The following is a 21,176-nucleotide window of genomic DNA, read 5'->3' as shown; positions in this document are numbered from 1 at the left end:
GTTGGGGTTCGCGTTCCGCTCACCCCAACCCACGCCATGGCAATTCGCTGGGATGACAATCCCAGCATCATCAACCCTGATAGGTTGAGGTGCGAACCCCAACATGGCCATCGACACGGGCATGGCGATGTTGGGGTTCGCACCCCAACCTACGTGTTAATGATCTTCCCGCAAGGTAGTGGGCAAGGAAGGGCGAACCGGCGCCACCACCGCGCTGCACAGCTTCGCCAGCAATGCCTCCTGCGCCGAATGCGGCGTGCCCTCGCCGGGCGTGGCGCGCGTGTAATGGCCGTTGCTGTCCAGCAACCACGCATGCGTGTTGTCGGCGAGGTAATTGGCCAGCGTTTCCTCATACACGCGTGCGGCAAGCTGTGGATCAAGGATGGGAAAGGCAACTTCGATGCGCCGCATCAGGTTGCGCTCCATCCAATCCGCACTGGCGCAATAAAGCTCCGGTTCGCCGTTGTTGCCGAACCAGTACACGCGGCTGTGTTCGAGAAAGCGCCCCACGATCGAGCGCACGCGGATGCGTTCGGATACGCCCGGCAGGCCAGGACGCAGCGTGCAGGCGCCGCGCACGATCAGATCGATTTCCACGCCTGCTTGTGCGGCAGCGTAGAGCGCCTCGATCACGTGCGGCTCGTTCATCGCGTTGAGCTTGGCGACGATGCGCGCCGGCTTGCCGTTGCGTGCATGGGCCGTTTCGCGCTCGATCTTCTCCACCACGTTCCTGTACAGCGTAAACGGCGAGTGCAGCAGGCGCTTGAGGTTGATCATCGGCCCCAAGCCAGAGAGCTGCTGGAAGATCTTGTGCAGGTCGTCGCCGAATTCCGGATTGGCGGTCATTAGCCCGATGTCGGTATACAGCCGGCTGTTGGCTTGATGGTAGTTGCCGGTGGACAGATGCACATAGCGGCGCAAGTGGCCATTCTCGCGCCGCACGATCAGCATCATCTTGGCGTGCGTCTTGAAGCCCACCACGCCATAGACCACCTGCACGCCGGCCTCCTGCAGCTGCGTGGCGAAGCGGATGTTGGCTTCTTCGTCGAAGCGTGCGCGCAGCTCGATCACCACCGTGACGTCCTTGCCGTTGCGCGCCGCTTCGATCAGCAGATCCACCAGCGGCGTGTCCTTGCCGGCGCGGTACAGCGTCTGCTTGATCGCCAGCACATCGGGATCCTGCACCGCTTCGCGCAGCAGGTCGACCACCGCGTTGAAGGACTCATACGGGTGATGCAGCAGGATGTCGCGCTGGTTGAGCACGTCGAAGATTTTCCGGCCGCCATTCAGCGCTGCCGGCAAGGAGGAGGTGAAGCGCGGGAATTTCAGTGCCGGATGATCGAGTTCGTCATACACCGATCCGGCGCGAATGATGTTGACCGGCCCGTTGCAACGATAGACGTCGCTCTCTTCCAGCTCGAAGTTGCTGATCAGCATCGACACGATCGATTGCGGACAATCGGCGCCGATTTCCAGGCGTACCGGCCGCGCATAGCCGCGGCCATGCAGTTCTTCTGCCAGGGCGCGGGCGAGGTTGTCGACTTCTTCCTCTTCCACGATCAGCTCGCTGTTGCGCGTGACGCGGAACTGATACGAACCGGCCACCTTGAAGCCGGGGAACATCATGTCGACGAAGGCCTGCAGCAACTCGGCCAGGAACACGTAGTGATCGCCGGGGCCGCACACCTCGTTGGGAATGCGGATGATGCGCGGCAAAGAACGTGGTGCGCGCACCAGCGCCATATGCCCCTCGTGGCCGAATGCATCGCGGCCTTGCAGTACGACGGCGATGTTGAGCGTCTTGTTGAGGATGCGCGGGAACGGATGCGCGGGATCAAGCCCCAGCGGCGACAGCACCGGCAGCACTTCGTTTTCGAAGTAGCCATGCAGCCAGCGGCGCTGACGCGGTGTCCACTGCGCACGCGTGAGGAAGTGGATGTTTTCGGCGGCGAGCGCGGGACCCAGTTCGTCCTGCCAGGTGGTGTATTGCGCGCTGACCAGGTCGAGCACGCGTTCGCGGATGCGTGCGAGCAGTTCACCGGATGGGATGCCATCCGGGCCCGGCGCGGCCGAACCGAACTGATGATGATGCTTGAGCATCGCTACGCGCACCTCGAAGAATTCATCGAGGTTGTTGGCGACGATGCTGAGGTAGCGCAGGCGTTCCAGCAGCGGAATGCGCACGTCGCGCGCTTGCGCCAGTACGCGGAAATTGAACTCGAGCGTGGCCAACTCGCGGCTCAGGAACAGCTCGGGCTGGGATGTTTCGGCGATGGCCGATTGAGTAGCAGGGCGGCGTGGCATCCGTGCATTCTTACTCATGAGGCGGCGTTGCGCCTATGCGTTTGTAAGAAGGCGTTCAACGTTCTGTAATGGGTGCGAACCCCAACGCAAAAATCGGCATCGTGATGTTGGGGTCGCACCCCAACCTACGTCAGTCGGGGCGGGGTTCGTGCGTTTCTGGCCCCATCAGGCGCTCGCGGCCGAAGCAGCAAGTGAAGGTGGAACCCTGGCCGGGCATGCTGCGGATATCCAGGCGTGCCTGATGCAAGCCGAGCACGTGCTTGACGATGGATAGTCCCAGGCCCGTGCCGCCGCTGTCGCGCGAGCGGCTGGAGGAGACGCGATAGAAGCGCTCGGTAAGGCGCGACAAATGGTCGGCGGGAATGCCGTAGCCGGTGTCGGTGACCGAATAGTTGGCGCCTTCCGCGGTGCGTTCCCAGCGAATGGTGATGCGGCCGCCGGTGGGCGTGTAGCGCACGGCATTGCTGACCAGGTTGGATAGCGCGCTGTGCAAGTCTTTCGGCGAGCCGAGCAGGTCGATGTTCGCCATGTTTTCCACGGTGATGCTGTGGCGCCCCTGGCTCAGCGCCTCGGCTTCCTTGCGCAGCGTGGCGAGCAGCGGTGCCATCGGCACGCGCTCTTCGTTGACGTGGTCCTGCGTTTCCAGGCGCGACAACGTGAGCAGGTCTTCCACGATCTGGCCCATACGCTTGGATTGCGCGCGCATCTCGTTGAGCACCGGCGCCAGGTGCGGCACGTCTTCCGGATCGAGCAATTCCAGGTAGCCGTGAATTACGGTGAGTGGCGTGCGCAGTTCGTGCGACACGTTGGCCACGAAGTCGCGGCGAATCTGTTCCAGCCGCGACATGTGGCTGATGTCGCGCGCCAGCAGCAGGCGCTGGCGTGTCCCGAACGGCAGCAAGGTCACGTTGATGTGGCGGCTGGGTGCGCCCGGGGCGCTCACGTCGTTGAGCGGCTCGGGCGAGGGCTCTTCCAGCCAGCCGGCCAGCTCGGAGTTGTGCAGGCGCTCTCTCAGCACCACGCCGCGGTCTTGCGGGCGGCGCAGGCCGAGCAGGCTTTCGGCAGCGTGGTTGAACCAGCGCACGTGCTGCTCCTGGTCGAGCAGCACGATCGCGTCCGGCAGGCTGCCTGCGGCACGGCGTAGATCATGCAGGTTGGCGGCTAGGCGTCGGGAGCGCATCATGAATCGGTCATGGCGGGAGGAGTCCGTGGTACCCACCGGGGAATCGGACGGTAAGCTCATGATGGGCTTAGGAATGTGACGCAAATGCGTCAACAACAAGACAATCTCTGCTACCGCGATGAGCGCCACACCGGTCGCGACGTGACCGCCCACTAGCCAGCCGCCCACACCGCCCACACACCATCCCCCGGCCAGCGCGAGCGGAAGTTTCCAGGCGCTTGCGACCGGGGTTGTCATGGGGATGCTTGCCTCAAGGGCTCGCCGAGAAGCGATAGCCGGCACCGCGGACGGTCTGCACCATGTCCTCCAGCTTCCATGGCTCGAGCGTCTTGCGCAGGCGGCGGATGTGCACGTCGACGGTGCGCTCCTCCACGTACACGCTGCCGCCCCACACATGATCGAGTAACTGCGCACGCGAGTAGACGCGTTCCGGATGGGTCATGAAGAAGTACAGCAGGCGGTATTCGGTGGGACCGATCGGCACCGGCTCGTCACCGGCAAAGACGCGGTGCGCGGGGCCGTCGATGCGCAGCCGGCCCAGTTCCACCATGCCCGAGCCGTCATCGCCCTGGCTGCGGCGCAGCACGGCCTTGATGCGGGCGATCAGCTCGCGGGTGGAGAAGGGTTTGACGACGTAGTCGTCCACACCGGCTTCCAGGCCGTTGACGCGATCCATTTCCTCGCCGCGCGCGGTGAGCATGATGATCGGGATCTCGCGGCTCAGTTCTTCCTTGCGCAGGCGGCGGGCCAGATCCAGGCCGCTGGTGCCGGGCAGCATCCAGTCGAGCAGGATCAGGTCGGGCACCTGTTCGGCAATGGACATTTGCGCGGTGCGTGCGTCGGCCGCTTGGGCGGTATCCATGCCAGCCTTGCGCAGGGCGAAGGCGACCATGTCGCGGATGGAGGCTTCGTCTTCAACAATCAGGATGCGTTTGTGCACGCTAAGGTCCGGAGGGGTGGCCTATGACGCAAATATTGCAGCGGTGCAATGTTACGAGCCAATGACAGCCTGTGAAAACAGTGCCTTGGCGAGGTAGGTTGGGGTGCGAACCCCACCATTGCATGTTCGGCGGCCAACATGTTGGGGTTCGCACCCCAACCTACGGCTTGGTGGCCCGGAGGGACATCCGCGGCGATCCGAACTGCTGCTGGCTGGTGCCATCCGGATTGTCATCCGTGGAGATTCGCCGTTTGCGCAGCTCCATCACCAGCGGGGTGAGTTCGGCAATGTGGGCCTGGATGCGGGCGCGGGCGTAGTAGTCCAGATCGTTGCGCTTGAGCAGGCCCTTCAGCTGTTCCATGGCGTCGAACGGCCGCCCGGACAGGTAACTGGCCTGGGCGTAGGCCTCGCCTGCGCGCACCTTGTCGCCGGCTCTTTCCGCCGCGCGGGCATAGGCGGTGAACAGGCTGGGCTCGTCCGTGTCTTCCAGCATCGGGCGCAGCAATTCGGCGGCGTGGGCAGCCTGTTCCTTGCTACCGCCGAAGTTGAGCGCATTGGCGTAGGCCAGGCCAATGGCCTTGTTGCGCGGAGACTCTGTGTTGAGGGCGGCGTAGATGCCGAGCGCGGCGGCGCGTTCACCGGCCTGCAGGCGCGCATCGGCCATTGCCAGCCGCACGATGAGGTTGTCCGGTGATTTGTCCAGCAGCGGCTGCAATTGCCCGACGGCCTTGGCGCCCTGGCCGCTGCGCGTGAGCGCCAGTGCGTAACCGTAGTGATTCTCCGGCGTGTTGTAGCGGCCATCCTGGCGACCAAGCAGGCCGGCGTAATAATTGCTCATGCGATAGGCATCATCGGACAGCACGCGCACGCGTTCGCGCATCAGCAGAAAAGTGCTTGGGCCTGGACCTGCGCTTCGCTTTGCGGGAAGGAGAGTGGTCGGGTCTTTGACGTAGGCGATCGGAGCGGTTTGCTGTACCCAGCGATTCTTGTCGAGCAGGTTGCCGCCGGGCTGCAATTTTTGCGCAGCAATCAGCGCACTGGCACGTGATTTGGCGTCGCTGATGCGCTCGGCGGTAACCGGGTGGTCCAGCAGCAGGGAGGGCACCTGGTAGCCGCCGGAGTCGGCGCTCATTTCGTCTTCCATGCGCTGGAAAAAGCCGGCCAGTGCGTTGGGGTCATAGCCGGACTTGGCCAGCGTTTCGATGCCGGTGCGATCGGCTTCGGCTTCGTCCTTGCGGGTGAAGTTGATCTGCTTCTGCATCAGCACGCCCTGGCCACCCAGCAACGCGGCTGCCGCGGCCTGGCCGCCGGCGGCGCCGCCCGCGGCGATCGCGCCGAGGGCAACCAGCGCCATCAGCGGCGTGTCCTTCTTGGCCGCCTCATAGGCGCGTTGCAGATGGTTTTGCGTGATGTGGCCGATTTCGTGCGCCATCACGCCAGCCAGTTCATCTTCGTTGCGCGTGATGACGATCAGGCCCGAATCGATGCCGATGTAGCCGCCCGGCGCCGAGAACGCATTGATGACCGGATCTTTGGCAATAAAGAACGCGAAGTGATCTTTGGGCTTGGCCGAGTTGGCGACCAGGCGGAAGCCGAGGTTGTTGATGTAGTCGTCCAACAGCGGGTCGTCCACCACCATGTCCAGCGCACGCATCTGCTGCAGCATCATGGCGCCGTAATCCTGCGCTTCCTGCGGCGAGATCAATGCGTTGGCCGAACTGCCAAGGTCGGGCAGGCGGACGTCGTCGGGCTTGTCCTGCGCGCCTGCGCCAAAGGCGACGCCAGCGGCGGCCAGCGTCATTAGCAAGCGGTAGCGGAAGGGTGAATGCGGCATGGTCATAGATGAACGACAATATCACTCAGACCGTTCGGCAGTGTGGCAGTTCAGCTTGCTTTCGACACCGCTGCCGCCATTTTATGGCGCAAGTTATTCCGGAGTTTTCGCGATGCCCAAGATCGAAGTTTATTCCACTGCGGTATGCCCGTACTGCGTGGCCGCCAAGAACCTGCTGAAGGCCAAGGGTCTGTCGTGGGAAGAGGTGCGGGTGGACACCGATCCGGCCCAGCGCGACCTGATGCTCCAGCGCAGCGGTGGCCGCCGCACGGTGCCGCAGATCTTCGTCAACAACCAGCACGTGGGCGGTTACGACGACCTGGTCGCCGCCGACCGTAGTGGCAAGCTCGCCCAGTTGCTGGGAGCGGCCGCATGAGCGCCGAGAAGGATCGCCTCGCCGAATTCACCGCTTTTCGCCAACGCATGAACGAACGCATCCTGGCCGAGGACAACCAGGTGGTTCGCCGTTTCTTCGCACTGGATACGCAGACCTACAAGCCCGGCGCGCTGGATGTGAAGACCAAGGAAATGCTTGGCCTGGTCGCTTCGATGGTGCTGCGTTGCGACGACTGCATCAGCTATCACGTGGCACAGTGCAAGGAAGCAGGCGTGACGCGCGATGAATTCTTTGAAGTGTTCAGCGTGGGCCTGGTGGTGGGCGGGTCGATTGTGATTCCGCATTTGCGCCGCGCGGTGGATTTTCTGGATCAGTTGGAAGCGGGTGCGGCAGCCGGGCAGGCGGAGGGCTGCGGCGAACACGCGTAGGTTGGGGTGCGAACCCCAACATGGCGCGGGAATGGGATGACGATGTTGGGGTTCGCACCCCAGCCTACGCGGCTGCGCTAGACCTTGAATCGTCGTTCCGGCTTTCGCCGGGACGACGGGTTTTGATTCGTTGCATTCGAATTGAAGCAACGCTCCATACGAGCATTTGCAACACCTCCCAGCCGCACCCAGGCTGTTCGCCGACAAGCCCATCAGGGATAATTACGCGGTTTTCAGCCAGGCGCCTCCCCTCAGCGCGCCGGCATCCCCGCTTCATTCCCCCAAGGAGTTTCCCCCATGAGCAAGACCATTGCGGTGATCCCGGGCGATGGCATTGGCCCGGAGATCATGGCCGCCACGCTGCACGTGCTCGACGCGCTCGATTGCGGTCTCACCTATGACACCGTCGAGGCCGGCATGATCGCGCTCGAAAAGCACGGCGATCTGCTGCCCAAGCCCACGATCGATGCCATCGCCAGGCACAAGGTGGCGCTGAAGGGGCCGCTGACCACGCCGGTCGGCGGCGGCTTCACCTCGATCAACGTGACGCTGCGCCGTCATTTCGATCTCTACGCCAACGTGCGTCCGGCGATCAGCTTTCCCGGCACCAAGGCGCGCTACGACAACATCGACATCATCACGGTCCGCGAGAACACCGAAGGCGCGTATCTCTCCGAAGGACAGACGTTGTCGGAAGACGGCGAACTGGCTACCTCGATGATCCGCGTCACGCGCAAGGGCTGCGCGCGCATTGTGCGCTATGCCTTCGACATGGCAGTGAAGAAAGGCCGCAAGAAAGTCACGGCGGTGCACAAGGCCAACATCATCAAGACTGCGTCGGGCCTGTTCCTCAATGTGGCGCGCGAGATTGCGAAGGATTTCCCGCAGATCGAGTTCAACGAGATGATCGTGGACAACGCCTGCATGCAGCTGGTGATGCGTCCGGAGCAGTTCGACGTGATCGTCACCACCAATCTGTTCGGTGACATCCTTTCCGACCTGTGTGCCGGCCTGGTTGGCGGTCTCGGTCTTGCCCCGGGCGACAACATCGGCGAGCACGCGGCGATCTTCGAAGCGGTGCATGGTTCCGCGCCGGACATCGCCGGCAAGGGCATTGCCAATCCGTGCGCGTTGCTGCTTGCCGCTGCCGATATGATCGATCACCTCGGCATGGTGGAGAAGGGCACCAAGCTGCGCGAGGCGATCCGCGACACCATGGCGAACGATCGTGACCACGTCACGCCGGATATCGGCGGCAAGGGTTCGACGCAGAGCTTTGGCGAGGCGATTGCGAAGCGGGTGAAGGCTGCTTGATGGCTTTCCGTTCCCTCTCTCGTTTGAGAGAGGGAACCCGTAGGCTGGGATGACAATCCCAGCGTTCCGGCGGCGGGCAGATGCTGGGATTGCATCCCAGCCTACAATCAAGCGACCTTGCGCTCCGGCAATTGATAATTCGGCTCCGTCTTCGACGGTATCGCGATGCGATTCCAGCCGTTGATCATGATCACCAGCAGATTCAGATCCATCAGTTCCTTCTCGCTGAACTGCGCACGTGCCTGCTCGTAGACCTCATCCGGCACGCCGTGCACGGGATCGAGCCGCGTCACGGCTTCGCACCATGCCAGGGCTGCGCGTTCGCGGTCGCTGTAGAACGGCGCTTCGCGCCATGCCTGCAATACATACAGGCGCTGCTCGATTTCACCCTCGGCGCGGGCTTCCTTGCTGTGCATGTCCATGCAATAGGCGCAGCCGTTGAGTTGCGAGGCGCGCATCATCACCAAGTGCGTGAGGCTCTTTTCGAGGCCGGATTTGTCGATGTGCGCCTTCATCGCAAACAGCGGCTTCAAGGCTTCGGGATAGGTGTAATAGGAAAAACGTGACATGGCTTGAGTCCTCATGTGGACGGCCGTTATGGGCCGTTTCAATGCAAGGACGAAGCACCGGGTGATTTCGTGACATAGGAGCCTATCCAATACCTCCACGCAGCCCGCGTTGCGCCCAAGCGGCTGCCAGGCGGCAACGCGCGGCTTGACTTGACCACCAGTCAAGCGCTGCGCCACGCGCTACCGCCTGGCAGCCGCTTGAACACAACGCGAACTACGCTGAGGCATTGGAGAGGCTCCAGGCCAACCGCGCCAGTTTTTCCGGGTTGCGCAAGGCATGCACGGCGACGATGCGCTCGCCATCGCACTCGATCCAGCATGCCGTGACCAGCTGTCCGTCCGCCCAGGTCAGCAGCACCGGGGCACCGTTCAAGGTGCGCAGCTGACGGCGTACCGCATGGCCGTCTTCGTGCTTGGCCACTTGCAGATACAGGCGGGCAATGCGTTCGCTGCCCAGCAGCGGGCGCAATGCCGCCGTCACGATGCCGCCGCCGTCGGAAATATGCACGGCATCTTCGGCAAACAGCGCCCGCAGGTTTTCTTCCGTCGGCTGTTGCAAGGCTTGTGCAAATCGCTCGAGCAGGCGCCGTTGCGTTTCCAGATTGGTGGTGAAGCGAGCACGCTCATCGTGCAGGCGCTGCTTGGCGCGATGCGCGCGCTGACGGCAGGATTCTTCGGTAATGCCCAGGATGGAGGCGGCTTCCGCGTGGCTATAGTCGAACACCTCGCGCAGCAGGAAGGCAGCGCGCTCTTCCGGGTTCAACCGTTCAAGCAGCATCAGGAACGACAGGGTGAGCGTTTCGGCTTGCTCAGCCTGTGTGTCGGGCTGTTCCTGCGTTTCGATCAGCGGCTCGGGCAGCCAAGGGCCGGTGTAATGCGCGCGCTCGACCTTGGCGCGGCGCAGCCGGTCCAGCGCCAGGCGCGTGGTGACGGTGACCAGCCAGGCTTCCGGATCGTCGAGGCTGGCTTTGTCCTGTACGTGCCAGCGCAGCCAGGCATCGTGCAAGACGTCTTCGGCATCCGCTTGCGTACCAAGCATGCGATAAGCCAAGCCCAACAGGCGCGGGCGGTATTTCTGGAAGAGTTCGGTAGATGCGTCCATGGTCGTTTCCGATGAAGGCCTAGAGCCAGGACGCGCGTGCCACCGAAAACGTGACAGCCTCAGTGCACGAACGGCCAGGGGGCGAGAAACACCAGCCAGATGAAGATCAGCATGCCGATGTACTTCACCGTGCGGAACAGTCGCGGGAACTTCTTTTTGAACGCACGGCTGCGTTCGCGGCTGCGCGCATTGAGTGCGAACACGCGATTGACGAAACCGGTTTTTTCTTCCGGCGATTCGGTATTTGGTGAGGCGGTGATCTTGCCCATAAAGGCCCCCACGCGATGGTTGATGGCGCCCATCGCCCGTGTGCGCAGCGGGCGCTCGACGTCGGCAAACAGGATCACGCGCGTCTGGTCGGTCTTGTTTTCCACCCAGTGCACATAAGTTTCGTCGAACACCACATCTTTGCCATCGCCCCAGGCGTGTTCTTCGCCGTCGACGAAGATGCGGCAGTCGCGCGAGTTCGGCGTGATCAGGCCCAGGTGATAGCGCAGCGAGCCGGCGAAGGGATCGCGATGTGGATTGAGCTTGCTGTTCGGGGCGAGCGTGGCGAACATCGCCGCCTTGATGGTGGGGATCGAATTGAGCAAGGCCACGGTTTTCGGGCACAGCGTTTCGGCCGAGGCCAGCGGCTCGCCGTACCACTTCAGATAAAAGCGCTTCCAACCCTGCTTGAAGAAGCTGTTGAAGCTGGCGTCGTTGTGTTTTTCGGCCGCGCGGATATGGCCGTCGTCGAACAACTGCAGCGCTTCATCGCGAATGGTTTGCCAGTTGTCTTTCAGCAGATCCAATTGCGGAAAGCCGTTGCGATCCAGGATCGGCCGCGCCGGTACCGCCGAGAAGGCGTACATCAGCAAGTTGTACGGCGCGAAGATCGCGGAGTGATCCACCAGCTGGCGGTCAAAACGCAGGCGCGTACGGCCGCGCAGATGGACCAGCAGCACGCACAGCACGAAGGCCAGCAGCACGTAGAGGATGATGAAGCGGGGGCTGAGGAAATCCATCGTGAAGGCGGCTTAGGGGATGGCCTGGATATGGGGCCGGATGGCCGCCAGGCAATTTTACGGCAAATCCGTTCAGTGCCGGAGCACGTAGGCCGAGCCGCCACCCGGCTGATAGCCGTTTTTCAGCGCGCGTTGCACATAGGCGATGGCGCGACGCACCGCCGGGCGCGGCGTGGCGCCTTTGGCCAGCTCCGCGGCGATGGCTGATGCCAGCGTGCAGCCGGTGCCATGGCCTTCGCGTGCAAGACGAGGGTGGCGGATGTCCATGATTCCGCGCGCATCGACATAGCGATCGATCACGTCGTTGCCACGGCCGTGACCGCCTTTGAGTAATACTCCGCGCGCGCCGAGTGCGCGCAGGGCTTGCCCGGCTTCCGCAAGTTGTTTCGCAGTACGCAGTGGATAGCCGAGCAGGGCTTCGGCTTCGGGCAGGTTCGGCGTGAGTACGTCGGCTAGCGGAATGAGGTGTTCGATCACCGCTGCGATTGCGTCTTCATCCAGCAAGCGCGATCCAGTGGTCGAGATCATCACCGGATCGATCACCACCCACTTCGGCTTATGTTGGCGCAGTGCTTTGGCTACAAGGCGCACAGTGGCCGCATTGCCCAGCATGCCGGTCTTTACCGCGGCGATGGGGAAATCACCGAACACTGCATCGAGCTGGCTGCGGATATGCGCGAGCGGTACCGGATGCACGGCGGTGACACCACGCGTGTTTTGCGAGGTGATGGCGGCGATGGCGGACAAACCATGCACGCCGTACGCGTGGAAGGTTTTCAGATCGGCCTGGATGCCCGCACCGCCGCCGGAGTCGGAGCCGGCGATGGTGAGGGCGATGGGGATGATTTGGTTCTTCATGTTGGCGTAGGTTGGGGTGCGAACCCCAACATTGTCGTGCACGCGGTGGGCGGTGTTGGGGTTCGCACCCCAACCTACAACGCCTCCGATGCAAAATCAGCCAACCGCGAGCGCTCGCCGCGCCGCAGCGTGATATGCGCCGAATGCGCCCAATGCTTGAAGCGATCGACCGCATACGTCAAGCCGGAGGTTGTTTCGGTGAGGTAAGGCGTGTCGATCTGCTCCACGTTGCCCAGGCACACGATCTTGGTGCCGGGGCCCGCGCGCGTGATCAGGGTTTTCATCTGCTTGGGCGTGAGGTTCTGCGCTTCGTCGATGATCAGATAGCGCGACAGGAAGGTGCGTCCACGCATGAAGTTGAGCGAGCGGATCTTGATGCGCGAGGCCAACAGATCATTGGTGGCCTGGCGTCCCCAGCTGCCGCCTTCTTCCGGATTGGCCAGCACCTCCAGATTATCGGTAAGCGCACCCATCCACGGCGTCATCTTTTCTTCTTCGGTGCCAGGCAGGAAACCGATGTCTTCGCCGACCGACACCGTCGCACGCGTCATGATGATTTCGCGATAGCGCTGTTGATCCATCACCTGCGCCAAGCCAGCCGCCAGCGCCAGCAGCGTCTTGCCGGTGCCGGCGGTGCCGAGCAGGGTGACGAAATCCACGTCCGGATCCATCAGCACGTTCAGTGCGAAATTCTGTTCCCGATTGCGCGAAGCGATGCCCCATACGCTGTGATTGGTGTGGCTGTGATCGTCGAGCAGTACCAGCGTGGCGCGTACTTCATCAACATGCAGCACGCGCAATTCCACGCTGTTGTCGCCGGGCAGGAACAAGCATTGTTGCGGATGCCAGTCTTCGTCTTCGCGGCGATCGACTTTGTAGAACGTGCGACCACGTTCGTTCCACGATTGCACTTCCGGATGGCGGTCCCAGAAATCCTCCGGCAGTTCGGTCGAGCCGGTGTAGAGCAGGGCGAAATCGTCCAGTGCGCGGTCGTTTTCATAGTCTTCTGCATCGATGCCGTAGATCTTGGCCTTGATGCGCAGGTTGATGTCCTTGGTGACAAGGATTACCGAACGACCCGGGTTTTCTTCCTTCAGCTCGATCACCGCCGAAAGAATCAGGTTGTCGGCCTTGCCATGCCCGTTGGTGGTGCGCTGCTGAAAATACAGCCGGCCAACCGCGGCGCCGCGCCGCAGCGAAATGCCTTCGGGGCTTTGCAATTCCAGGCCGTTGCTGATGCCGTGGCCGTTGCCGCGTTCGATCAATTCATTGAGAAAACGGCTGACCTGGCGGCCATTGCGCGAGACTTCCGAGGCGCCTTTCTTTTTTTCGTCCAGTTCCTCCAGAACGGTCATCGGGATGAAGACGTCGTGCTCCTCGAAGCGGAACAGCGAGGTCGGGTCATGCAACAGCACGTTGGTGTCGAGAGCGTAGATGCGCTTGCTTCCGGTCATGCGGAAGTAACCTCACGAGGCAGGAAGTGGGAGGAACGTGTCACGTTGGCGAGAGCGTGCGACGTGGAAATCACCGAGTTGGAATGGCGCCGAGCACCGCCTGCGCATGGCCGGGCACTTTCACGCCCCGCCATTGTGCGGCGAGCTTGCCGTCGGGATCGATCAGGAAAGTACTGCGCACCACGCCCATGTGACGTTTGCCGTACAGCACTTTTTCGTGGATCACGTCGAAAGTGCTGCACCAGGTTTCGTCCGCATCGGATACCAGCGGGAACGGCAGTTCCTGCTTGGTGGCGAAGTTGACGTGGGATTTCACCGAGTCGCGCGAGACGCCGATGATCTCGGCATGGCGCTTTTTGAACTTCGGGTAGAGGTCGCGGAAGTCTTTGGCTTCGGTGGTGCAACCAGGGGTGCTGTCCTTGGGGTAGAAGTAGACGACTACCCATTGGCCTTTCAGTGAATCGAGTTTCAGCGTACTGCCGTCGCCGGTGACGCCTTGCAGCTTGGGGACTTTCTTGCCTAGTTCGGGCATGGGCTCTCCGGTAGCCAGACTTACGTTTAGCAACTGCTGGAGCGGAGACTAGCGCGTGTTATGTGACGGAAACAGCCTTGTCAGATGGCAAAAGGCGGAGCATCCTAGATTTTCGCCGGAGCCATCCGTAGGTTGGGGTGCGAACCCCAACATCGTTATGCATGCAGGCATCCGGATGTTGGGGTTCGCACCCCAACCTGCGCAGCTAGAACTTCACCGGATCCATGATGGCGTCGAGATTCAAGCCGTCGCAGAACTCGAGAAAGTCATCGCGCAACGCGGCGATGTGCAGCTTGTCCGGCACCCCGATCGTGAACTGCGCCTGGAACATCGCGGCACCCGTTTGCATGGCCTGATAGCGCATGGAGCTCAGCTGCTCCACGCTGATGTCGTGGCGGCTGAAAAAATCGACGATCTTGACCAGGATGCCCGGGCGATCGGACGAGACCACTTCCACCAGATACGGCAACAGATGGCCGCTCGGTTCGCGCAGGCTGGTGCGGTAATGTGTAAGCCGCAGTTCTTCCTCGCGCGCCAGTTTGGCCAGTGCGGTTTCCAGCTTGGCCACCGCGTCCCACGCGCCGCTGGCAAGCAGGGTAAGCGACGTATCGGCGCCGATGGTCGATACGCGTGCATCGGATAGATTGCAGCCGGCATCGGCAATGCGTCGCGCCAGTGCGAGCAGCGGCGTGCGCGTGGCCGGCGTCAGTGTCTGGATCAGCAGTTGATGGTCGTTGCTGGATCGCGCGGAAAAAGGGTTGGTGGACATGGATGGCAAGCGACCCCGCGTCGTGCGGGATGACGACGAACGATACGCCAGCTTACTTGCCCGTCCCGCGAGGCCGCAAGTAAGATGCCATGTCCATTTTTTGTTGTGCGGATCGCGCCATGAAGATTCACGGAAGCGTCTGCGCGCTGGTCACTCCATTCGGCTCGGATGGGGCTCTCGACCTGGCGGCATTCGGCCGCCTGCTCGATTTCCAGATCGCGGGCGGCACCCAGGCGGTGGTCGTCGCTGGTTCCACCGGCGAAGCCCACATGCTCGAACACGATGAATACGATCGACTGCTGGCCTTCGCGGTCGAGCATGTCGCTGGTCGTATTCCGGTAGTCGCCGGAACCGGTGAAGCCGGTACCGCCAAAACCGTGGCGCTGACGCAACGCGCCCGCGCGCTCGGCGCACATGCTGCGTTGGTGGTGGCGCCGTATTACGTGCGTCCCACGCAGGAAGGTCTGCGCCGCCATTTCCTGGAAGTGGCCGATCGCGGTGGCTTGCCGGTGATTCTCTACAACGTGCCCAGCCGCACGGCATGCGATCTGGCGCCGGAAACCACGGCAGTATTGCGCGATCATCCGGCCATCATCGGCATCAAGGAAGCGCGCGGCGACGCCGAGCGCATCCAGCGCACCGCGGAACTTGTGCGGTCGGATTTCGTCTATCTGTCCGGCGACGATGGCAGCGGGGCGCAAGCCATGCTGGCCGGCGCCGCTGGCGTCATCTCGGTGGTAGCCAACCTGGCGCCCAGGGCTTTCCGTGCGTTGTGCGATGCGGCCACCTCGGGTGATCGTGCTGCCACCGCACGCTGCAACGCCGCGCTCGACCCGCTGGTGCAGGCGCTCAACTGCGCGCCCAATCCGATCGCGGTGAAGGCCGGCCTGCCGGAGCTGGACCTGGGCACGGCCGCGCCGCGCCTGCCGCTGGTGGAGCTGGAACAAGGGCCGGCGCGCGAGCAGCTACGCAAGGCCTTGGCGACTCTGGCATCCTTGGCGGATGCCGCTTAGTCTGGCCGGCTACTCACACTCATTTCGGAACACAACGGAATCCATTACATGAAGAAATCTTCCCTCGCCGTCGCCCTGCCGGCCTTGGTTTTGACTGGCTTGCTCCTCTCGGGCTGCGGCATCTTCCGTTCCGAAAAAGCCTGGCAGACGGCCAAGCAGGAATCGCCGCTGGAGATTCCGCCGGGCATGGACACCCCTAACGCCAGCGCCGCACTGGTGATTCCGCCGACCGGCAGCAACCAGCCGACGGCCAATGGCGCTACGGCGCGCATAGGCAACAACGCCGGTACCATTACCGACGGCTTCATTCTGGCCGATACCGTGGACAACACCTATCGCCGTGTCGGCGAGGCGCTGAGCAACGGCGAAATCGGCACGCTGAAGAACCACGATGACGCCGCGCACAGCTACAGCTTGAGCGTGATGGCCTCCGACCAGCCGGCCGAAAAGCAGGGCTTCTTGAGCCGCATGTTTGGCCGCAGCAACAGCGGCTCGGGTGGTCCGAACGTGGCGCCGCGCCAGGTGGTGGTTACCGTCAACAGCAGTGGCCAGGGTTCCGCCGAGGTTCGTGCACAGGGCGAAGCCGCGGCCGTGGCCAAGGTGGTCGACAGCCTGAAATCGCGCCTGGGCGGCAAGGGCTGAGCGATACGCTCAGCCTTAAAGGCCCAAACAAAAACGCCGCTCATGGAGCGGCGTTTTTTTGTGTGCCGGATCGGCGTGCTCAGCGTTCGAGCAGCTTGAGCTTATCCGGCTTGTTCTCCCACTCTTTTGCATCCGGCAAGGCATCCTTGCGCACGGTGATGACCGGCCAGTCTTTGGCAAGCTCTTTGTTCAGAGCGGTGAAGCCTTCCTGGCCGGCGGGCACGTCATCTTCCGGATAGATCGCATTGATCGGGCACTCCGGCTCGCACAAGGTGCAGTCGATGCACTCGTCCGGATTGATCGCCAGGAAGTTGGGGCCTTCGTGGAACGCATCGACGGGACAGACTTCGACGCAATCGGTGTATTTGCACTTGATGCAGTTGTCAGTGACGACGAAGGTCATGCTGCCGTGTGCCTGCTGCTGAAATGGGCGGTGGCGCTCCCAACGAGGTTCGAACTCGTGTTCCCGCCTTGAGAGGGCGGTGTCCTAGGCCACTAGACGATGGGAGCGGATTGTTGCGAAGCGCGCTAGTATAGCTGAATTGTCTCGTCCGGCAACGCCTTGAGACAGTGCCCTCGCATTAGCGGTAACGCTTGCAGGACAATGCCTTAAGACCGGCTCAGGATGGTTCGACGCATGCCGGACATGCTCGGCCACACCGCCCCGGATTTGGAAACCCGCAAGGATTTCGATCGCTTGAATCCCACAGCCGCCAAGCTCGCCCTGCGCATCTTTCCGCGCGAACAGCACACGATTTCCCGCAAGAACATCAGCAAGGCCGCCTTGCGCGTGCTCTATCGCCTTAACGAGGCCGGCTACAACGCCTACCTGGTTGGCGGCGCCGTCCGCGACCTGTTGCTGGGCGGGCATCCGAAGGATTTCGACGTGGCCACCAACGCCACGCCGGAAGAGGTGAAGAAGCTGTTCCGCAATTGCCGCCTGATCGGCCGCCGCTTCCGCCTCGCGCACGTGGTGTATGGCACCGAGATCATCGAAGTGGCCACCTTCCGCGGCACCAGCGATGAAGAGAGCGAGGGCGATCGGCACATCGTGGATGGCCGCATCGTGCGTGACAACGTGTGGGGCAGCATCGAAGAAGATGCCATGCGCCGCGACTTCCGCGTCAACGCGATGTACTACGACATCAGCGATTTCTCCGTGCGCGACTACGTCGGTGGCATGCAGGATCTGCAGAATCATGCGCTGCACCTGATCGGCGATCCGGCCACGCGCTATCGCGAAGATCCGGTACGCATGCTGCGCGCGGTGCGCCTGGCGGCCAAACTGGATTTCCGCATCGATCCGTCCGCCTCCGAGCCGTTTGCGGAACTCGGCCCGTTGCTCAGCAGCGTGGCGCCGGCGCGATTGTTCGACGAATCGCTGAAGATGTTCCTGGCCGGCTATGGCCGCAAGAGTTTCCGCATGCTCGAAGAATGCGGGCTGCTCAAGTTCATGTTCCCGGCCACGGCGCGTGCGCTCAAGCGTGGCGACAAGGCGCTGCGTGCGCTGATCGAGCAGGGCCTGGAAAACACTGATGCGCGCGTAGCGGAAGGCAAGTCCGTCACGCCGGCATTCCTGTTTGCCGTGTTGCTGTGGGGCGAAGTGCGCGATCTGGCCCACACCTGGAGCACACAGGGCAAAGACATCAACGAAGCCTGGGCACGCGCCGCCGTGCACGTGGTGAGCGAGCAATGCCAGCGCGTGGCGATCCCGCGCCGCTTCACCATCACGATGGAAGAAATCTGGTCGCTGCAACCGCGTTTCGAGCAGATCCAGCGCAAGAAAGTATTTCGCTTGCTGACCCATCCGCGGTTCCGCGCCGCGTTCGATTTCCTGCTGCTGCGCGCGGCAGAATCACCGGCGATGGGCGAGCTCGGTCAATGGTGGGCGCACGCGCAGCAACTGCCGCACGAAACGCTGGCTGCCGCGCTGCCGCTGCATCAAGCCAACGCTCCGGGCGATGCCGAACCGGTGCGCGCGAGCGCACCACGCAAGCGCAAGCGGCGCCGCAAACCTGCTGCCGGTAAATCAGGGACTGCCTGATGCGCGCTTACGTCGCGCTGGGCAGCAACCTTGGCGATTCGAAACAACACGTACTGGAGGCCATCGAGGCGCTCGCAGCGTTGCCTGGCACGCAAGTGATGGCGCGTTCGCGCATCTATCGCACACCGCCATGGGGCAAGCTGGATCAACCGGATTTCCTCAATGCGGTGGTGGCGCTTGAAACGGCGCTAGAACCGCCTGCGCTGCTCGATGCGTTGCTGAGCATCGAGCGCGCAGCCGGACGTGAACGCAACGGCGAACGCTGGGGTCCGCGCACGCTTGATCTTGATCTGCTGCACGTCGCCGGCAAAACCGTGAACACCGAGCGCTTGACCTTGCCTCACCCGCACATTGCCGATCGTGCCTTTGTGCTGCTGCCGTTGCACGACGTCGCGCCGGAGTTGGACATTCCGGGGCAGGGCAAGGTGGTCGATCTTCTACAGAACGTTGATGTGCAGGGCTGTAACGCCCTGTAGGCTGGGATGAAATCCCAGCATGTGTTGTGGATGGTGATGCTGGGATTTCATCCCAGCCTACAGGGCTACGAACCGTTGATACACAAGGCTGTGCACGCTTCGCTTGAGCCTCGCCCGTTCCGCGCCCGATAATTGTTCACCGCAACATCAAAGGAACCACCGTGTACGTGGAAAACGCCAGCGCTCCTGCCCGCAAGCCGGTCACGGTACCCAGCCTGCATGCGATGAAGGCGGAAGGGCGCAAGATCGTGATGCTCACCGCGTACGATGCAAGCTTCGCCACGCAACTGGAAATCGCCGGCGTCGATGTCGCGCTGGTCGGTGATTCGCTAGGCATGGTGGTACAAGGCCAGCGCAGCACGCTGCCGGTCACGCTTGATCAGATGGTCTACCACACCAGCATGGTGGCGCGCGGCTTGTCTGCCACCTTGCTGGTGACCGACATGCCGTTCATGGCCGATCGCAACGTCGACTACGCGCTGGAAGCCGGCGCGCGACTGGTCGGCGAAGCCGGCGCGGCGATGGTGAAAATCGAAGGCGCCGCGCCGCATATTCTTGAATCGATCCATGCGCTGACCGAGCGCGCCATTCCGGTGTGTGCGCATCTCGGGCTTACGCCGCAATCCGTGCACAAGTTCGGCGGCTACAAGGTGCAAGGCCGCGAGCACGAAGCCGCCGAGCGCGTACTGAGCGAAGCCTTGGCCGTGCAGCAGGCTGGTGCCAACATCCTCGTGCTGGAAGGTGTGCCGACGCCGTTGGGTGAACGCGTCACCAAGGCGCTGGACATTCCTGTCATCGGGATCGGCGCTGGCCCGCATTGCGATGGCCAAGTGCTGGTGATTTACGACATGCTGGGCATCACGCCCGGCAAGCGGCCGAAGTTCAGCAAGGATTTCCTTGCCGGCCGCAGCTCGGTGCAGGAAGCCATTGCCGCTTATGCAGCCGATGTGCGCAGCGGTGCGTTCCCCGCGGCCGAACACAGTTACAACTGAAGAAGACGTCCACATGCAAACGCTTCAAGACGCAGCAGGCCTGCGCGCCACCATTCGCGGTTGGCGTGCGCAAGGGCACACGATCGGCTTCGTGCCAACCATGGGCAACCTGCATGCAGGGCATCATTCACTGGTGAAACTGGCGCGCGCCCGTACCGATCGCGTGGTGGCCAGCGTGTTCGTCAACCCCACGCAGTTCGGGCCGAGCGAGGATTTCGAGCGCTATCCGCGCACGCTCGCGCAGGATCAGGTGGGCCTGGCCGAATCGGGCTGCGACGTGCTGTTCGCGCCGGACGTGGCGACGATGTATCCGTTCGGCGCGGACAAGAGCGTAAGCCTGCGCGTGCCGGAAATTACCGACACGCTGGAAGGCGCGCATCGCCCCGGTCATTTCGATGGCGTGGCGACGGTGGTGTGCAAGCTGTTCAATCTGGTGCAGCCCGATATCGCGATCTTCGGCCAGAAGGATTTCCAGCAGCTGAAGGTGATCGAGCGCCTGGTGCGCGATTTATCCCTGCCGGTGAAGGTGATGAGCGCGCCCACCCAGCGCGCGGAAGACGGGCTGGCGTTGAGTTCGCGCAACCAGTACCTGTCGCCGGACGAGCGGACAACCGCACCGCTGATCTACGAAACCCTGCAGCAGATGCGCGACCTGATCGCCAAGGGCCATGCGCGCAAGGTGGTGGAGCAGGCGGCGGCATCCAAGCTGGAACGTGCAGGTTTCGTCCCCGATTACGCCGCCATCCGCCGCGCGGACGACCTGGCCGAGCCGGTCGACGGCGAGCACGAAGGCCTGGTGGCGCTGATCGCGGCCCGCCTGGGCACCACCCGGTTGATCGATAACCTGGTGTTTGATTGAAACATGACGGGTATTGAATGACCCTTCGCTATCCCCATGTACGGGCCTGTGCCGTTGCGGCCATGGCCGCGGCGGCGGGATAATAACGGGCTACGCAGGCAGTTCCTGCTGGAAAAAGTCATGCACCTGAACATGCTCAAGGCGAAAATCCATCGTGCCACCGTGACCCACGCGGAGCTGCACTATGAAGGTTCGATCGCCATCGACGGCCTGCTGCTCGACGCATCAGGCATTCGCGAATACGAACAGATCCACGCCTGGAACATCAACAACGGCAAGCGCTTCGTCACCTATGCGCTGCGCGCCGAAGAAGGCTCCGGCATCATCTCCGTGAACGGCAGCGCCGCGCATCGCGCACAGCCGGGTGACCTCGTCATCATCGCGGCCTTCGTCCATCTCGATCAGGCGGAAGTGGAGAAATTCCAGCCGACGCTGGTGTACGTGGACAAGGACAACCGCATCAGCCATACGAATCGCTCGATTCCCAAGCAGATGGCTGCGGCGTAACCCGTAGGTTGG

General features: G+C 62.7%; 22 protein-coding genes and 1 tRNA gene. 10 read left to right on the top strand and 13 right to left on the bottom strand.

All coding sequences use genetic code 11. The features are described 5' to 3' along the window. Window positions 1-156: 156 nt before the first annotated feature. From ppk1 to VJR68_RS09190, 4 genes are all read right to left on the bottom strand, one after another. Window positions 157-2,304, bottom strand: a complete 2,148-nt coding sequence (gene ppk1 / locus VJR68_RS09205; RefSeq protein WP_324147372.1) for a polyphosphate kinase 1 — start codon at window positions 2,302-2,304, stop codon at window positions 157-159. A 130-nt stretch (window positions 2,305-2,434) separates the two neighbouring features. Next, window positions 2,435-3,724 carry a phosphate regulon sensor histidine kinase PhoR gene (gene phoR, locus VJR68_RS09200; RefSeq protein WP_414647760.1) on the bottom strand — a complete coding sequence of 430 codons (1,290 nt, stop codon included), beginning with the start codon at window positions 3,722-3,724 and terminating at the stop codon, window positions 2,435-2,437. 13 nt (window positions 3,725-3,737) lie between these two features. After that, the gene (phoB, locus tag VJR68_RS09195; protein WP_188792565.1) at window positions 3,738-4,427 is read right to left on the bottom strand and encodes a phosphate regulon transcriptional regulator PhoB; all 690 of its coding nucleotides are present in this window, start codon (window positions 4,425-4,427) and stop codon (window positions 3,738-3,740) included. 160 nt (window positions 4,428-4,587) lie between these two features. After that, a complete protein-coding gene (locus tag VJR68_RS09190) occupies window positions 4,588-6,261 on the bottom strand; it encodes a M48 family metalloprotease (protein ID WP_324147370.1) in 1,674 nt (557 codons plus the stop codon). A 112-nt stretch (window positions 6,262-6,373) separates the two neighbouring features. Here VJR68_RS09190 and grxC point away from each other — a divergent pair, with 112 nt between their 5' ends. From grxC to VJR68_RS09175, 3 genes are all read left to right on the top strand, one after another. Beyond that, window positions 6,374-6,637, top strand: a complete 264-nt coding sequence (gene grxC, locus VJR68_RS09185; RefSeq protein WP_324147369.1) for a glutaredoxin 3 — start codon at window positions 6,374-6,376, stop codon at window positions 6,635-6,637. After that, a complete protein-coding gene (locus tag VJR68_RS09180; RefSeq protein WP_324147368.1) occupies window positions 6,634-7,026 on the top strand; it encodes a carboxymuconolactone decarboxylase family protein in 393 nt (130 codons plus the stop codon). Before grxC ends, VJR68_RS09180 begins: the two co-directional genes overlap by 4 nt. 297 nt (window positions 7,027-7,323) lie before the next feature. After that, window positions 7,324-8,340, top strand: a complete 1,017-nt coding sequence (locus VJR68_RS09175; RefSeq protein WP_324147367.1) for an isocitrate dehydrogenase — start codon at window positions 7,324-7,326, stop codon at window positions 8,338-8,340. Window positions 8,341-8,447: 107 nt separating this feature from the next. On the opposite strand, the gene VJR68_RS09170 is transcribed toward VJR68_RS09175, so the two are convergent. The 7 genes from VJR68_RS09170 to VJR68_RS09140 all read right to left on the bottom strand — a co-directional run bounded on the left by VJR68_RS09170 (window position 8,448) and on the right by VJR68_RS09140 (window position 14,631). Continuing rightward, window positions 8,448-8,909 (bottom strand): carboxymuconolactone decarboxylase family protein, encoded by a 462-nt coding sequence (locus tag VJR68_RS09170; RefSeq protein ID WP_324147366.1) that lies wholly within the window; start codon window positions 8,907-8,909, stop codon window positions 8,448-8,450. 214 nt (window positions 8,910-9,123) lie between these two features. Continuing rightward, window positions 9,124-10,011, bottom strand: coding sequence for an RNA polymerase sigma factor SigJ (sigJ, locus tag VJR68_RS09165; protein ID WP_324147365.1), 888 nt, complete (start codon window positions 10,009-10,011; stop codon window positions 9,124-9,126). 59 nt (window positions 10,012-10,070) lie between these two features. Then, window positions 10,071-10,994 carry an aspartyl/asparaginyl beta-hydroxylase domain-containing protein gene (locus VJR68_RS09160; protein ID WP_324147383.1) on the bottom strand — a complete coding sequence of 308 codons (924 nt, stop codon included), beginning with the start codon at window positions 10,992-10,994 and terminating at the stop codon, window positions 10,071-10,073. Window positions 10,995-11,090: 96 nt separating this feature from the next. After that, the gene (thiD, locus tag VJR68_RS09155; protein WP_324147364.1) at window positions 11,091-11,876 is read right to left on the bottom strand and encodes a bifunctional hydroxymethylpyrimidine kinase/phosphomethylpyrimidine kinase; all 786 of its coding nucleotides are present in this window, start codon (window positions 11,874-11,876) and stop codon (window positions 11,091-11,093) included. A 74-nt stretch (window positions 11,877-11,950) separates the two neighbouring features. Further along, window positions 11,951-13,330, bottom strand: a complete 1,380-nt coding sequence (locus tag VJR68_RS09150; protein WP_324147363.1) for a PhoH family protein — start codon at window positions 13,328-13,330, stop codon at window positions 11,951-11,953. A gap of 70 nt (window positions 13,331-13,400) precedes the next feature. Beyond that, window positions 13,401-13,862, bottom strand: coding sequence for a peroxiredoxin (locus VJR68_RS09145; RefSeq protein WP_324147362.1), 462 nt, complete (start codon window positions 13,860-13,862; stop codon window positions 13,401-13,403). A gap of 205 nt (window positions 13,863-14,067) precedes the next feature. Then, complete coding sequence (locus VJR68_RS09140; RefSeq protein WP_324147361.1) at window positions 14,068-14,631, bottom strand: glycine cleavage system protein R; 564 nt, start codon at window positions 14,629-14,631, stop codon at window positions 14,068-14,070. 119 nt (window positions 14,632-14,750) lie between these two features. Here VJR68_RS09140 and dapA point away from each other — a divergent pair, with 119 nt between their 5' ends. Next, window positions 14,751-15,644, top strand: coding sequence for a 4-hydroxy-tetrahydrodipicolinate synthase (dapA, locus tag VJR68_RS09135; RefSeq protein WP_324147360.1), 894 nt, complete (start codon window positions 14,751-14,753; stop codon window positions 15,642-15,644). Between the two features lie 48 nt (window positions 15,645-15,692). Then, on the top strand, window positions 15,693-16,286 hold the full coding sequence (locus tag VJR68_RS09130; RefSeq protein WP_324147359.1) for a hypothetical protein: 594 nt from the start codon (window positions 15,693-15,695) through the stop codon (window positions 16,284-16,286). Window positions 16,287-16,365: 79 nt separating this feature from the next. Here the strand turns inward: VJR68_RS09130 and fdxA are convergent, their stop codons facing one another. Both fdxA and VJR68_RS09120 read right to left on the bottom strand, forming a co-directional pair. Then, complete coding sequence (gene fdxA / locus VJR68_RS09125) at window positions 16,366-16,689, bottom strand: ferredoxin FdxA (RefSeq protein WP_324147358.1); 324 nt, start codon at window positions 16,687-16,689, stop codon at window positions 16,366-16,368. A gap of 31 nt (window positions 16,690-16,720) precedes the next feature. Beyond that, window positions 16,721-16,796, bottom strand: a tRNA-Glu gene (locus tag VJR68_RS09120). A gap of 136 nt (window positions 16,797-16,932) precedes the next feature. On the opposite strand from VJR68_RS09120, the gene pcnB reads away from it, so the two are divergent. The 5 genes from pcnB to panD all read left to right on the top strand — a co-directional run bounded on the left by pcnB (window position 16,933) and on the right by panD (window position 21,164). Next, window positions 16,933-18,330 (top strand): polynucleotide adenylyltransferase PcnB, encoded by a 1,398-nt coding sequence (pcnB, locus tag VJR68_RS09115; protein WP_324147382.1) that lies wholly within the window; start codon window positions 16,933-16,935, stop codon window positions 18,328-18,330. After that, entirely contained in the window at window positions 18,327-18,806 is a 480-nt protein-coding gene (gene folK, locus VJR68_RS09110; RefSeq protein ID WP_324147381.1) for a 2-amino-4-hydroxy-6-hydroxymethyldihydropteridine diphosphokinase, read from the top strand. The genes pcnB and folK overlap by 4 nt, the downstream gene beginning before the upstream one ends. 161 nt (window positions 18,807-18,967) lie before the next feature. Further along, the gene (panB, locus tag VJR68_RS09105) at window positions 18,968-19,798 is read left to right on the top strand and encodes a 3-methyl-2-oxobutanoate hydroxymethyltransferase (protein ID WP_324147357.1); all 831 of its coding nucleotides are present in this window, start codon (window positions 18,968-18,970) and stop codon (window positions 19,796-19,798) included. Window positions 19,799-19,811: 13 nt separating this feature from the next. Continuing rightward, a complete protein-coding gene (gene panC / locus VJR68_RS09100; RefSeq protein WP_324147356.1) occupies window positions 19,812-20,657 on the top strand; it encodes a pantoate--beta-alanine ligase in 846 nt (281 codons plus the stop codon). A gap of 120 nt (window positions 20,658-20,777) precedes the next feature. Further along, window positions 20,778-21,164: an aspartate 1-decarboxylase gene (panD, locus tag VJR68_RS09095; protein ID WP_188792548.1), complete on the top strand. Its 387-nt coding sequence runs from the start codon at window positions 20,778-20,780 to the stop codon at window positions 21,162-21,164. Window positions 21,165-21,176: the final 12 nt, after the last annotated feature.

It is taken from the genome of Dyella sp. (assembly GCF_035277725.1).
In the GTDB taxonomy this organism is placed as follows: domain Bacteria; phylum Pseudomonadota; class Gammaproteobacteria; order Xanthomonadales; family Rhodanobacteraceae; genus Dyella_B.
This window is presented reverse-complemented; position numbering and strand designations above follow the sequence as displayed.

Bases quoted from the DNA above. Each gene is read 5' to 3' on its own strand.
- ppk1 (WP_324147372.1), bottom strand. From the start codon at position 2,304: ATGCCACGCCGCCCTGCTACTCAATCGGCCATCGCCGAAACATCCCAG.
- phoR (WP_414647760.1), bottom strand. From the start codon at position 3,724: ATGACAACCCCGGTCGCAAGCGCCTGGAAACTTCCGCTCGCGCTGGCC.
- VJR68_RS09190 (WP_324147370.1), bottom strand. From the start codon at position 6,261: ATGCCGCATTCACCCTTCCGCTACCGCTTGCTAATGACGCTGGCCGCC.
- grxC (WP_324147369.1), top strand. From the start codon at position 6,374: ATGCCCAAGATCGAAGTTTATTCCACTGCGGTATGCCCGTACTGCGTG.
- VJR68_RS09180 (WP_324147368.1), top strand. From the start codon at position 6,634: ATGAGCGCCGAGAAGGATCGCCTCGCCGAATTCACCGCTTTTCGCCAA.
- VJR68_RS09175 (WP_324147367.1), top strand. From the start codon at position 7,324: ATGAGCAAGACCATTGCGGTGATCCCGGGCGATGGCATTGGCCCGGAG.
- VJR68_RS09170 (WP_324147366.1), bottom strand. From the start codon at position 8,909: ATGTCACGTTTTTCCTATTACACCTATCCCGAAGCCTTGAAGCCGCTG.
- sigJ (WP_324147365.1), bottom strand. From the start codon at position 10,011: ATGGACGCATCTACCGAACTCTTCCAGAAATACCGCCCGCGCCTGTTG.
- thiD (WP_324147364.1), bottom strand. From the start codon at position 11,876: ATGAAGAACCAAATCATCCCCATCGCCCTCACCATCGCCGGCTCCGAC.
- VJR68_RS09150 (WP_324147363.1), bottom strand. From the start codon at position 13,330: ATGACCGGAAGCAAGCGCATCTACGCTCTCGACACCAACGTGCTGTTG.
- VJR68_RS09145 (WP_324147362.1), bottom strand. From the start codon at position 13,862: ATGCCCGAACTAGGCAAGAAAGTCCCCAAGCTGCAAGGCGTCACCGGC.
- VJR68_RS09140 (WP_324147361.1), bottom strand. From the start codon at position 14,631: ATGTCCACCAACCCTTTTTCCGCGCGATCCAGCAACGACCATCAACTG.
- dapA (WP_324147360.1), top strand. From the start codon at position 14,751: ATGAAGATTCACGGAAGCGTCTGCGCGCTGGTCACTCCATTCGGCTCG.
- VJR68_RS09130 (WP_324147359.1), top strand. From the start codon at position 15,693: ATGAAGAAATCTTCCCTCGCCGTCGCCCTGCCGGCCTTGGTTTTGACT.
- fdxA (WP_324147358.1), bottom strand. From the start codon at position 16,689: ATGACCTTCGTCGTCACTGACAACTGCATCAAGTGCAAATACACCGAT.
- pcnB (WP_324147382.1), top strand. From the start codon at position 16,933: ATGCTCGGCCACACCGCCCCGGATTTGGAAACCCGCAAGGATTTCGAT.
- panC (WP_324147356.1), top strand. From the start codon at position 19,812: ATGCAAACGCTTCAAGACGCAGCAGGCCTGCGCGCCACCATTCGCGGT.
- panD (WP_188792548.1), top strand. From the start codon at position 20,778: ATGCACCTGAACATGCTCAAGGCGAAAATCCATCGTGCCACCGTGACC.